At 64.7% G+C, this 11,904-nt stretch carries 10 protein-coding genes; 4 read left to right on the top strand and 6 right to left on the bottom strand.

Annotated elements, in window-relative coordinates; all coding sequences use genetic code 11:
• Positions 1-28: 28 nt before the first annotated feature.
• From MF134_RS07285 to MF134_RS07275, 3 genes are all read right to left on the bottom strand, one after another.
• A complete protein-coding gene (locus tag MF134_RS07285) occupies positions 29-2,176 on the bottom strand; it encodes an SPOR domain-containing protein (RefSeq protein WP_255338764.1) in 2,148 nt (715 codons plus the stop codon).
• 94 nt (positions 2,177-2,270) lie between these two features.
• A complete protein-coding gene (gene argS, locus MF134_RS07280; protein ID WP_255338763.1) occupies positions 2,271-4,016 on the bottom strand; it encodes an arginine--tRNA ligase in 1,746 nt (581 codons plus the stop codon).
• Positions 4,017-4,166: 150 nt separating this feature from the next.
• Complete coding sequence (locus tag MF134_RS07275) at positions 4,167-5,363, bottom strand: deoxyguanosinetriphosphate triphosphohydrolase (RefSeq protein ID WP_255338762.1); 1,197 nt, start codon at positions 5,361-5,363, stop codon at positions 4,167-4,169.
• 146 nt (positions 5,364-5,509) lie between these two features.
• Here MF134_RS07275 and MF134_RS07270 point away from each other — a divergent pair, with 146 nt between their 5' ends.
• The 4 genes from MF134_RS07270 (at position 5,510) to MF134_RS07255 (ending at position 7,423) form a co-directional block, all read left to right on the top strand.
• Positions 5,510-5,851, top strand: a complete 342-nt coding sequence (locus MF134_RS07270) for a HesB/IscA family protein (RefSeq protein ID WP_255338761.1) — start codon at positions 5,510-5,512, stop codon at positions 5,849-5,851.
• Positions 5,852-5,856: 5 nt separating this feature from the next.
• Positions 5,857-6,639 (top strand): exodeoxyribonuclease III, encoded by a 783-nt coding sequence (gene xth / locus MF134_RS07265; protein WP_255338760.1) that lies wholly within the window; start codon positions 5,857-5,859, stop codon positions 6,637-6,639.
• 89 nt (positions 6,640-6,728) lie between these two features.
• Entirely contained in the window at positions 6,729-6,977 is a 249-nt protein-coding gene (locus tag MF134_RS07260; protein ID WP_255338759.1) for a type II toxin-antitoxin system Phd/YefM family antitoxin, read from the top strand.
• On the top strand, positions 6,974-7,423 hold the full coding sequence (locus MF134_RS07255) for a type II toxin-antitoxin system VapC family toxin (protein WP_369695410.1): 450 nt from the start codon (positions 6,974-6,976) through the stop codon (positions 7,421-7,423). Before MF134_RS07260 ends, MF134_RS07255 begins: the two co-directional genes overlap by 4 nt.
• Positions 7,424-7,521: 98 nt before the next feature.
• Here MF134_RS07255 and MF134_RS07250 read toward each other — a convergent pair whose 3' ends face one another.
• The 3 genes from MF134_RS07250 to MF134_RS07240 form a co-directional block, all read right to left on the bottom strand.
• Complete coding sequence (locus MF134_RS07250) at positions 7,522-8,358, bottom strand: tetratricopeptide repeat protein (protein ID WP_255338758.1); 837 nt, start codon at positions 8,356-8,358, stop codon at positions 7,522-7,524.
• Positions 8,345-10,069 carry a dihydroxy-acid dehydratase gene (ilvD, locus tag MF134_RS07245; RefSeq protein WP_255338757.1) on the bottom strand — a complete coding sequence of 575 codons (1,725 nt, stop codon included), beginning with the start codon at positions 10,067-10,069 and terminating at the stop codon, positions 8,345-8,347. Before ilvD ends, MF134_RS07250 begins: the two co-directional genes overlap by 14 nt.
• Positions 10,070-10,338: 269 nt before the next feature.
• The gene (locus MF134_RS07240) at positions 10,339-11,742 is read right to left on the bottom strand and encodes an outer membrane protein transport protein (protein ID WP_255338756.1); all 1,404 of its coding nucleotides are present in this window, start codon (positions 11,740-11,742) and stop codon (positions 10,339-10,341) included.
• Between the last annotated feature and the right edge of the window lie 162 nt (positions 11,743-11,904).

Raw genomic sequence — 11,904 nt, 5'->3', positions numbered from 1 at the left:
CCGGCCACGGCGGAGACGGCGGCGGCGCCTAGCGCGCCACGAAGCAGCTGCCGCCGGCGGATTTCAGATCGCCACACAGTCGGCTCGCCTCGGTTCTCGAATCCACGGGGATACGGACACGATAGTAGGTGCCCTTGCCCGGAATGTCGGCCGTCTGGATCACCACGCTGCGGCCGCCAATGACACCGCTGAAACGCTGCTTGAGGCTCTGCGAGGAGGATTCCGCCGCACCCTGCGAAGGCTGCGAGGAGATCTGCACGTAGTAACCATCATGGACCGGCTGCGGCGCGGGCTCGGGCTCGAGGGACGCAACCTGCACTTCCTCGGTCTGCGCCGGCAAAACAGAACCGGTCGCCGCATCGACGTCCGCCGCGGGCGGTGCCGCGAGGGGCGCCTCCGCCTCAGGTGCAGCGGCCACCTGCAGCGCCGTTTCACCCGGGTTCCGGGCGCCGGGTCGGGCCGTCGGCACGGGGACGTTCGGCGCCGGCTCACCGGTGGCCTCGTCCGAAGCGACACCGTCGGCGGCGGCCTGACCCTCGCCGGCAGCATCGCCGGGCAGCGGCTCGAGGGCGACGGGCCGTGCGGCCGCCTCGATCAGGGCACCGCGCTCGCGCAGATTCTCGATTGCGGGTTGCGGCGTCGTCTCGGCGGCCACCAGTGTTCCGTCCGGACGAACCGTATAGGTCTTGACCCGACGCGGCGTCAGCACCGCGATGGGGGACGCTTCGCTCGAAGCATCTGCAACGCGCACCGGCTCTCCGGCGCCTTCGTCGGGCAAGCCGATTTCCACGCCCGGCAGATCCACCGGATCGGGCACGGGAGCCGCCTTCGGCAGGTCGACCGGCTTTTCGGCGGCCTTCAGCAGCGTCTTCTGGGAGGGCGCCGCTTCGCTGTCGCCGCTCTCGACGCGGTCATAGACGATCTTGTTCTTGTTCGGGATCTCGCGCCCGCCGGGATTGTCGGGCTTGACCTTCACGGGATCGGGGTCGGCCCGCACGATCAGGACTTCGCCATCGTCGCCGCCGGCCATGCTGCCGGCACCGCCGAGAACGAAATAGGCTCCGCCGGCCGCCAGCATGAGAACAAGGGCGCCGAGCCCGAGGCTTCCGATGATCCCTCGCCCCGACACGGCCCGCCGCGCGAGCACGGCGGGATTCGGCTTCGATTCGAATTCGTCCTGACCGGGAGCCCAGCCGTCGAAGGCATGCGACCCGGCTTCGTCCGCGGTCCGGCGGTCATCCTGGGTGAGGCCGGCAGCCCACTCCGGCTGTCCGGGTTCCTTCGCCGGTTCGGCCGAGGTCTGAGCGCCATCCTGCTTGATGGCGGCGAGTTCGCTGGCGATCAGCTCGTCGAAATCGTCGAAGACCTGCGGGGTCGGCTCGGGCTCGACATGCGCCTGCGGACGCTCGGGTGCGAACGCCTCGGAACGGTGAATGGTGGGCTGGCGCGGATTGGCCGGCGTCGACAGGCCGAGAAGCGCCTGCTCGAACATCTGATCGGAAGTCACCGGCGCCTTGGCGGCGGGAGCAGCGGGCGTTTCCGTCTGCTGACCGATCCACCGCGCATATGACCCGGCGGCACCCGAGGTCGCGGCCGGCGCGGGACGCGCCGGATTGACGGCCGGCGGGACCGCGGGCGCGGCCTTTGGCAAAGGCTTCTGGAGAACCGGCTCGGCCACGGAGGCTTCGGCGACCGCCTCGCTCTCGATTTCCTGCGCCGCTTCCTCCAGTGCGTCGGTCAGTTCCTCGGCGAGCGCTGCCGCGATCATCGGCTCGCTATGCGCGGCGAGGTCGACCTGGGTCGTGGATTCGGCTTGAGGCTCCGGATCGGCTTGAGGCTCGGGCTGAACCACCGCGGCGGCCTCTTCGCCGCTCTCGGATTCCTGGCCTGCGGCCTCCTGCGGATCTGCGGAAGCTTCGATCGGCTGATCGGGAGAGCCGTTGGCATCGAGAAAGCGAAGGAACTCCGCCGAGTCCTCATCCGCAGGATCTGCGGCCGCTGGTTCACCAGCCGGCGTCGTTTCCACGGTTTGCGCAGGGTCGCGATGATCCGATTGCGGCATCGGCGCCACCTTGAGCGGCTCATCGAGAAGGCGGGCGAGTTCCTCGAACGGATCGTCCAGTTCGGCATCGAAGGCCTTGCCGCTCTCGCGAGCGGACAGGTTTGTGTCCCCCATCGACATGCAAATCCCCGCCTTTATCCCCTCACGGAGGCCCCCGACCTCCGTAATTTCGATCGCTAGGCGAGGAAATTGACCAAAGCGTGATGACCTAGCGCATTTCTTCCGGTGCGTCGGCCCCGATCAGATCAAGGCCGATCGCCAAGACGATCGCGACCGCTTTGACCAGCCCCAGCCTTGCAACGCTGATCATGGGATCATCACGGTTAACAAAACGTAAGTCTGGCAGGTCTTTACCGCGATTGTACTGGGCGTGGAACGCGGCGGCGAGATCGTTCAGGTAGAACGCAAGGCGATGCGGCTCCTTCGCGTCGGCCGCCTGTTGAATGAGTCGTGGAAACTCTGCGAGCTTTCGGATCAGTCCCACTTCGCCGACATCGGTCAGCCCGGAAAGACTCTCCGATTCGATTCCGGCAAAGTCCGGCACGGCGATTCCCGCCTCCTCCGCCTGACGGAAGACCGCGGCGGCCCGGGCATGGGCGTATTGCACGTAGAAGACCGGGTTGTCCTTGGACTGTTCGGTCACCTTCTTGAAGTCGAAGTCGAGCGGCGCGTCGCTCTTGCGGTAGAGCATCATGAAGCGCACCGGATCGCGGCCGACTTCCTCCACCACTTCGGCAAGCGTGACGAAGTCGCCCGAGCGCTTCGACATCTTCACCGGCTCGCCGTCGCGATAGAGCTTCACGAGCTGGCACAGCACGCAGTCCGCCACGGCGGAGCCCCCGGAGACCGCCTTGGCGACGGCTTCCAGCCGCTTCACATAGCCGCCGTGATCGGCGCCCAGCACGTAGATCATCTCCGAAAAGCCGCGCTCGAACTTGTCGCGGAAATAGGCGACGTCGGCGGCAAAGTACGTGTAGGCGCCGTTCGACTTCACCAGGGGCCGATCCTGATCGTCGCCCACATCGGTGGAGCGCAGGAGAACCTGCTCGCGGTCCTCCCAGTCTTCCGGCACCTGCCCCTTCGGCGGCGGCAGCGTGCCCTTGTAGACGAATCCCCTGTCGGTCAGATCCGAGATCGCCTCGGCGATCTTGCCGCCATTGCCGGCATGAAGCGTACGCTCGGAAAAGAACAGATCGTGTTCGACGCCGAGTCCCTTCAGGTCGGACCGGATCATCGCCATCATCGCGTCGATCGCGCGGTCCCTGACGACCGGCAGCCACTCCTCCTCGCTCTGGCCAAGCAGCATGTCGCCGAACTCCTTGGCCAACGCTTCGCCGACAGGCTTCAGATAGTCTCCCGGATAAAGGCCTGCGGGGATTTCGCCGATCTCTTCGCCCAGCGCCTCGCGATAGCGCAGATAGGCGGAACGGGCGAGAACATTCACCTGCTCGCCCGCGTCATTGATGTAATACTCCTTGGTGACGTCATTGCCCGCGAAGGCCAGCAGCCGGGCGATCACGTCGCCGACCACCGCGCCACGACAATGGCCGACATGCATCGGCCCAGTCGGATTCGCCGAAACATATTCGACGTTCAGCTTGCGACCGGTCGCCGGCCCGCGGCCATAGCCGCTCCCTGCGCCCAGAAGCGTGGCGAGATGATCGATCCAGAAGCCCGGCTTCAGCGAAAGATTGATGAAGCCAGGCCCCGCAATACCGATCGTCTCGATATCCGGGTCGGCCTTGAGCGCGTCGGCAATCCGTTCGGCAAGATCGCGCGGCTTGGTCTTCAGCCCCTTGGCCAGCACCATCGCGGCGTTGGTCGCCAGATCGCCATGAGCCGGATCGCGCGGCGGCTCGACGGTGACGCGGGACAGGTCGACATCTTCGCCCGCCGGCAGGATCGCCTCCACGGCCTTTTTGACCCGACCTTCGAAGTCGGCAAAGATATTCATCGAACCATCCTCAAATTGCCGCCCATGGCGGAAGTACCGGTGCCGCGCGCCGCCCGACAGGCCGCCATTGCGACCAAGGCAATGCGCCGGCCCCGAACGCATCGTTACCGGCCGCCGCAAACGCCGCCATTCGAACTGAAGACAGGGCGGCTAGCGCAATTGCGGCATGGCGTCAAACAGACGCTGGTATTCGGCAAGGGCGTAGGTGTCCGTCATGCCGGAGAGATAGTCGGCAATCCGCCGCGCCAGCCGCTCGTCCGAAAGCCCCGCGAGCCCTTCCGCCCAGTCGCCCGGCATCAGGTCGGGCCGAGCCCGAAACCGCTCGAACAAGGCCTCCACCACCCGCTCGGCCTCGCGCATCACCCGCATGACGCTGTCGCAGCGATAGACACGGGCGAAAAGGAACGCCCGCGTCTGCTGGACCGCCTCGATCATCGCCGGCGAAAAACAGATGATCTGCCGCCCGGCGTTGCGGACGTCGTCGGCGCTTTGCGGCTGAAGCGCATCGAGATTGGCGGCCGTCGTCGCGATCACGTCCTCGACCAACCGGGTGATGTGGCGGCGCATGACCTCGTGGATGGTGCGGGACGGGTCGAGGCGCGGATATCTCGCTTTCACCTCGCGATGGATCGAACCGGCGAGATCGAGCTGGTCGAGATCGGCGAGATCGATCAGCCCGGCCCGAAGGCCGTCGTCGAGATCATGCGTGTTGTAGGCGATGTCGTCGGAGATCGCGGCAGCCTGAGCCTCGAGATCGGCGAAGCGATCGAGCGCCAAAGGAAAGCGCGCGTCGAACTCGCGGATCGGCTGCGGGACCGGTTCGGCATCCTCGGCATAAGGGCCTGTCAGCGGCCCATTGTGCTTGACCAGTCCCTCCAGCGTCTCGAAAGCGAGATTGAGCCCGTCGAAATCGGCGTAGCGTCGTTCGAGCTCCGTGACGATCCGGAGCGACTGGGCATTGTGGTCGAAGCCGCCGAAGGCCGCCATGCAGCGATCGAGCGCCCGCTCGCCAGCATGTCCGAAGGGCGTATGGCCGAAATCATGGACCAGCGCCACCGCCTCGGTGAGATCCTCGTCCAGCCGAAAGGCGCGGGCGAGCGCTCGGGCGATCTGCGAGACCTCGATCGTATGGGTCAGGCGCGTGCGGTAGTGATCGCCCTCGTAGGGCACGAAGACCTGGGTCTTGTGTTTCAGGCGCCGAAAGGCGGCAGAATGGACGATCCGGTCACGATCGCGCTGGAACGGCGTGCGCGTCGGGCTCTGCGCCTCGGGCACGAGCCGGCCGCGCGAGTTTTCCGGCGCTTCGGCATAGACCGCTCGGCCCGCCGGCCCTGCGACTTCCGCCATTGAACGCTCCGTCACGGCCATGGATCGACAACTCCCGCCGGTCGTCACGTCGCGGTGCGATTGACCGGCTCCTCCGGCGTGCATAACTAGTGGGCTTGTCACGAACAAGGAGCGGCGGACGCCCCGAAGCCTCCGCCGTAAGATCGATGAGCGAGACAGTTTCCGAGCCGGTGACCCTTTCCGACAGCGCCGTCAAGCGCATCGCGACGATCCTGAAGAAGACGGATGGCGAAGACAGCCTGCGCATTTCCGTGGAAGGTGGGGGCTGCTCCGGCTTCTCCTACAAATACGATCTCACCAGCGAGCACGACGCGGAGGATTTCGTCATCGAGAAGGACGGCGCACGCGTGCTGATCGACCAGGTCTCGCTGGTCTATCTGGAAGGATCGGTGGTGGATTTCGTCGACGATCTGATGGGCCAGTCCTTTCAGATCCGCAATCCGAACGCCGTCGCCTCCTGCGGCTGCGGCACCAGCTTTACGATCTGACCGGGATGCTGATCGCGACCTGGAACATCAACGGGATCAAGGCCCGGCAGGACGCACTCCTGTCCTGGCTCGAAGCCGCCTCGCCCGACATCGTCGGCCTGCAGGAAATCAAGAGCGTCGACGAAAACTTCCCGAGGGCGCCGATCGAGGCCCTCGGCTATCACGTCGAGACGCACGGCCAGAAGGGCTTCAACGGCGTCGCGCTCTTGTCGAAGCGCGCACCCAGCGAGGTCGTCCGCGGCTTGCCGGGCGACGAAGACGACACGCAGGCGCGTTATATCGAAGGCCTGTGGGAAATCGGCGCGCGCCGGCTGCGCGTCGCCTCGATCTATCTGCCGAACGGCAATCCGCTTGGCTCGGAGAAATTCCCGTACAAGCTCGCCTGGATGGACCGGCTGGTCGCCCATGCCCGCGATCGCCTCGCGTCAGAGGACGAATTGGTTCTCGCCGGCGACTATAACGTCATCCCCATGCCCGAGGATGCGGCCAATCCGGAAGCATGGGTGAACGACGCGCTGTTCCAGCCCGAAAGCCGCGGCGCCTTGCGCAACCTCGTCAATCTCGGCTTCACCGACGCCGTCCGCGCCACCACCGACGAGCCGAAGACCTACACCTTCTGGGACTACCAGGCCGGCGCCTGGCAGAAGAACAACGGCATTCGCATCGACCACATGCTGCTGTCGCCCGAGGCGCAGGACCGGCTCGTCTCGGTCGGAATCGAGAAGCATGTCCGCGGCTGGGAAAAACCGTCGGACCACGTACCGGTGATGGTGCAGCTGGCGGCGTGAAGCGTCACGTATTCGACTGAGGTTCGCCTTGGATTCCGAATCCAGATGGACCAAGTTGATGAACCGGGTTTGATTGGACTGGCGTCGCCATGACAGTGACCGTCAACATAGACGAAGCGAAAAGCAACCTCTCCCGACTGGTGGATGCGGCCGCCAAGGGCGAGAGCTTCATCATATCCAAGGCCGGCAAAGCTCTGGTGAAGGTCGTCGCTGTCGATGCCCCGGTCGGTATGGGAAAGAAGAAGCTCGGCTTTCTGTCCGATCGCATCACCGTACCGGAGGACTTCGACGCGATGGGCCGTGACGAGATCGAAGAGCTTTTTCGCACGTCCGAATGAATCTCCTCGTCGACACTCACCTCGTTCTCTGGGCAGCAGGTGCACCGGACCGCTTGTCGGCTGAAGCACATTCGCTCCTGGCTGACGACGAGAACAATCTCTATTTCAGCGCTGCAAGCCTGTGGGAGATTACGATCAAGGCGGGCCTGGGTCGCGACGACTTCGTGGTGGACCCACGCCTGCTACGTGCCGGGCTTCTCGACAATGGCTGGCGCGAATTGCCGATCACAAGCGAGCATGTGGTGTCGACAGGCGCTTTGCCCCTGATTCACAAGGACCCTTTTGACCGTCTGCTGATCGCGCAAGCCAGTTCGGAAGGATTCCTGCTGCTGACTTCCGACAAGATGGTCAGCCGATATACGGGGCCGATCCGAAAGGTTTGGTGCAAGCCGACCCGGGGTTTCATGCCGGGGATTGGCGTAGCGTGGGCGAGACAGGAACGGTGATACCTCGGCAGCAATCGCAGACCGCTGCCGGGGGGAATAAAAGACCTGCAGTGCATCCGAGGCGCGTCACATCGTGAAACGCGCCAAGGCTGCAGCGTTCAGTTCTTCGCGCTCGCGACCGTCCCCGCCGAGGCCAGCTGCTGCTCCGCATAGGCAAGCGCCGTGCGGCGATCCTCTTCCGTGGCAATCGAGAAGACCTCCTCCTGCAAGGGGCGAATCCACTTCTCGTCACCCGGGCCGGCGAGCTTCAGGGCCATGGTCAGCATGGCAAGCCCGCGCACCGGCTCGGCCCGAAGCGAGATCTTCTCGCCGTCGAACAGGAGATAGCCAAGCAGCGCCTTGGCGCCCACATGGCCCTTTTCCGCAGCCAGCTTCAGCCAGCGTGCCGCCTGGCGCGGATTGGCGCGGCCGCCTTCGCCGTAAAGCGTCATGCGACCGAGTTCGAACTGGGCCTTGGCGTCGCCGAAGAAGGACGCTGCGTGGAAATAGAACTGCCGCGCCCGCGGCAGATCGGTCGTCACCGGGCTGTTGGGAATGCCGACGCGCAGATAGTCGGCCAGGGCCACGACGGCACTCGCGACATAGGCCGCGTTGACGTAGCTGCCCTGCTCCTCCTCCTGATCCCGAACGATCTGTTCGAAGATCTTGAAGGCTTCGTAGTCGTTCTCCGGCACGCCGTCGCCCTCGGCATACATCTTGCCGAGCTTCCAGCGCGCGCCGGGGTGTCCCTTGTCGGCGGCGTAGCGCAACGCCTCGAAGGCTTCGAGCTTTTCGCCGCGCTTGTAGGCCTTGAAGCCGAAGGAGAAGAGTTCGAGCGGCCCGGCATCCGGGTCGACCTGGGCTTCGGGATCGAGGGCGAAGCCCCCCTGCCCGGCCGAAAGCAGGAGCGCCCCGGCCAGTGCGAAAGAAAGAGAGAAGCGCTTAAATGTCCGCATAGCAGTGCTTTTCCGCAGCGCCGCCGGGGTGGGTGACCGCGCCCTTGCGGGCCGTGCCCACTTGCTGCGCATACTTCCAGATCGCACCGGTCGTGTAGTCGGTCTCGCGCGGCTGCCATTCGGCGGCGCGCCTGTTCAATTCGTCTTCGGAAAGCTCGACGTCGAGCGTGCCGGCGACGGCGTCTATGGTGATGATGTCCCCATCCTGCAGGAGGCCGATCGGACCGCCGACGGCTGCTTCCGGCCCGACATGGCCGATGCAGAAGCCGCGCGTCGCGCCCGAGAAGCGGCCATCGGTGATCAGCGCGACCTTGTCGCCCATGCCCTGCCCGTAGAGCGCGGCGGTCGTCGCCAGCATCTCGCGCATGCCCGGACCACCCTTCGGCCCCTCATAGCGGATGACGAGGACCTCGCCTTCCTTGTACGAACGATCGGAGACGGCCTTGAAGCACTCCTCTTCGGAATCGAAGCAGCGCGCCGGACCGGAGAACTTCAGGTTTTTCATTCCCGCCACCTTCACGATGGCGCCGTCCGAGGCGAGATTGCCCTTGAGGCCGACCACGCCGCCTGTCGCGGTGATCGGATTGTTCGCCTCCCGCACCACGTCCTGATGGGGATTCCACGCGACCTTTTCCATGTTCTCGGCGACGGTGCGGCCCGTGACCGTCATGCAGTCGCCGTGGAGATAGCCGTGTTCGAGCATCGTCTTCATGAGAAGCGGGATGCCGCCGGCCTCGAACATGTCCTTGGCGACATATTTCCCGCCGGGCTTCAGATCGGCGATGTAAGGCGTCTTCCGGAAGATCTCGGCAACGTCGAAGAGGTCGAACTCGATACCGCATTCATGGGCGATCGCCGGCAGATGCAGCGCGCCATTGGTCGAGCCGCCGGTTGCCGCGACCACGGCCGCCGCGTTCTCCAGCGACTTCTTCGTGACGATGTCCCGCGGCCGGATGTTGCGGGCGACGAGCTCCATCACCATTTCGCCGGAGGCGAAGCAGAACCGGTCGCGAATCTCATAAGGGGCCGGCGCGCCGCAGGAATAGGGCAGCGCCAGGCCGATCGCCTCGGCGACCGTCGCCATGGTGTTCGCCGTGAACTGCGCGCCGCAGGAGCCGGCGGACGGGCACGCCACCTGCTCGATCTCGTCGAGGTCTTCGTCGGACATCGTGCCGACCGAATGCTTGCCGACGGCCTCGAACATGTCCTGAACGGTCACTTGCTGGCCCCGGAAGGAGCCGGGCAGGATCGAGCCGCCATAGATGAAGACGGACGGCACGTTCAGCCGCACCATCGCCATCATCATGCCGGGAAGCGACTTGTCGCAGCCGGCCAGTCCCACCAGCGCGTCATAGCAGTGACCGCGCATGGTCAGCTCGACCGAATCGGCGATGAGATCGCGGGAGACCAGCGAGGACTTCATGCCCTGATGGCCCATGGCGATGCCGTCGGTGACGGTGATGGTGCAGAATTCGCGCGGCGTCCCGTTCGCGGCCGTCACCCCCTTCTTGACGACCTGCGCCTGGCGCATCAGCGAAATGTTGCAGGGCGCGGCCTCGTTCCAGCAGGACGCGACGCCGACGAGCGGCTGATGGATCTCTTCTTTCGAAAGACCCATCGCATACAAGTATGAGCGGTGCGGAGCCTTGGATGGCCCCTCCGTCACGTGACGGCTGGGTAGCCGTGCCTTGTCGATCGAACGCGCGTCCATGTCATCCCCCTCGTCGTCTCACCGATCTCTCCGCCAGTGGTCGGCTGTTGGCCGAGGTGCCGGTGTTTTGTGGCGGCAACGGGGCGCCACCACCTTGGACCGAGTATATTCGATGCACGCCTGCAATAGTGTTGCTGCGAACCCACAGGCGCAAAATCCTCCGGCAAGTCGCGCCGCACGGCAAAGCAAAAGGGCGTGCTCGAAAGCACGCCCTCATCACGTTTCAGTTCCGCCCGGCCGGTCTCGCCGGGTCGCCGAAAGCACAAGCCTCAGAAGGTCAGTTTCAGCGAAGCGTTGATCGCATAGACCACGTCGTCGCCGACCGTGGCGTTGTAGTAGCTGCCGCTCGAGATCGACTGTTCGCCGTCCGTCCAGTAGCCGACCAGACCGCCGACTCGCAGGTCGCTCCACTCGTTGGCCTTGAAGGAGAGGCCGCCCGCCAGCGTGTAGAGATCGGTGTAGGTCGTGTCCGCGCCGGTCGAGACGCCGCGGTCGTATCCGACGGAGAGGGCACCGGAGATCTGGTCATTGAAGGCGTGGCCGACGCCAAGCGAAGCGGTATAGCCATCCTGCCAGTGGTAGGGCACGTAGCTCGACGAGGTTCCGATCAACGGGCTGCTTATCGTGTTGACCGAGGCGTTGTTGGTCGACCAGTCCGTCCAGCGGAAGGATGCCAGGACGAGCCAGCCCGGTGCCACGCCGGTCTGGGCCTTGATTTCGAGATATTGCGGACTGACCGCCTCGCTCAGGGAGGAGCTTACGGGAAGAACAGTGCCGGTCGGCAGACCCGGAATGAAGGAGTTCAGCAGCGTGACCGTACCGGATCCCTGGACGTCGTCGTGCACCACTTCGGAGCGATAGAGCGCCTGCACGCGCAGAGCATACTCCGGGATCTCGTAGGCAGCGCCGATGCGGTAGCCCGTCTGATAGTCGCCGTCGATGTCGACATCGACTCGCGTCGAGGCGACGGGGACGCCGGGCGCGACGAATGGCAAGCGCTGACCGAAGCTCGTTCCCTCGAAGTGGAAGTCTTCAAAGAAGACGCCACCCAAAAGGCTGAAGCGCCCCATTTCACTCGTGTAGCTGGCCCGGCAGGTCAGGCCGAGTTCCGTCGAGTCAAAGGCCAGCCGAGCTGTCCGCGAGGTGGAGGTAGCCGTTGCGAAGTTCAGGCGGTCGACGTTCGACGTGCTCTGGGTCGAGCTGACCTGCGCGGGAAGCGCGCCTCCCGGCAGATCGGTATAGTCAGCTTCGGCCGCGAAGGATTCCGTCGCCGTGCCGGCGCAGGCCAACGTCTCGTTGCCGAATGCCAGTGCGTAGGAAGGAATGACGTAGTCGCCGGTGTAGTCGTCGAAATTGCCGCTGACCCCATTGACCGAGTCAAAGCCGCGCTGAGGCGACACATACGTCACGCCGGCCCGCATGTTCACGGTGCCCTGCTCGAACAGGATGTCGGTGTCGGCCGTCCCGCGCTGAAAGCCGCCGGCCAGCGCGCTGGAGCTGAGCGCCACCGTCATCAAGGCGGCGATCGAAATGGTCTTGCGGCAAACTGCCATGGAATTCCCCCCACTGATGCGCACCCTTCGTTTATCGAACGGCGCTTGCGTCAGCATAAATCGGAATCGCAAAACCCGGTAAGCCACGCTTCGATGATGCAGTTCTTCAGCTTGCGACATCGGTTCAATTGGAAAGAAACCTGATTCTTCTGCGAAGAACTTGAGAAATCGAAAATCTTGTCGCTTACGTAAGCGTCAAAACGCCAGGGTTGTGACGCTGGGTAAGTTGCATGACACGGAGGCAAGGCGGGACTTTTTGCAATATTTTGCGGCAGAGCGTGT

The organism is Jiella marina (assembly GCF_024359545.1).
Classification (GTDB): Bacteria; Pseudomonadota; Alphaproteobacteria; order Rhizobiales; family Rhizobiaceae; genus Jiella.
The sequence above is the reverse complement of the archived record's forward strand: the minus strand, read 5'-3'. Positions and strand labels throughout refer to the sequence as shown.

Excerpts from the sequence above, each read along its gene's own strand:
- MF134_RS07285 (WP_255338764.1), bottom strand. The coding sequence starts at position 2,176 with ATGGGGGACACAAACCTGTCCGCTCGCGAGAGCGGCAAGGCCTTCGAT.
- argS (WP_255338763.1), bottom strand. The coding sequence starts at position 4,016 with ATGAATATCTTTGCCGACTTCGAAGGTCGGGTCAAAAAGGCCGTGGAG.
- MF134_RS07275 (WP_255338762.1), bottom strand. The coding sequence starts at position 5,363 with ATGGCGGAAGTCGCAGGGCCGGCGGGCCGAGCGGTCTATGCCGAAGCG.
- MF134_RS07270 (WP_255338761.1), top strand. The coding sequence starts at position 5,510 with ATGAGCGAGACAGTTTCCGAGCCGGTGACCCTTTCCGACAGCGCCGTC.
- xth (WP_255338760.1), top strand. The coding sequence starts at position 5,857 with ATGCTGATCGCGACCTGGAACATCAACGGGATCAAGGCCCGGCAGGAC.
- MF134_RS07260 (WP_255338759.1), top strand. The coding sequence starts at position 6,729 with ATGACAGTGACCGTCAACATAGACGAAGCGAAAAGCAACCTCTCCCGA.
- MF134_RS07255 (WP_369695410.1), top strand. The coding sequence starts at position 6,974 with ATGAATCTCCTCGTCGACACTCACCTCGTTCTCTGGGCAGCAGGTGCA.
- MF134_RS07250 (WP_255338758.1), bottom strand. The coding sequence starts at position 8,358 with ATGCGGACATTTAAGCGCTTCTCTCTTTCTTTCGCACTGGCCGGGGCG.
- ilvD (WP_255338757.1), bottom strand. The coding sequence starts at position 10,069 with ATGGACGCGCGTTCGATCGACAAGGCACGGCTACCCAGCCGTCACGTG.
- MF134_RS07240 (WP_255338756.1), bottom strand. The coding sequence starts at position 11,742 with ATGTCGCAAGCTGAAGAACTGCATCATCGAAGCGTGGCTTACCGGGTT.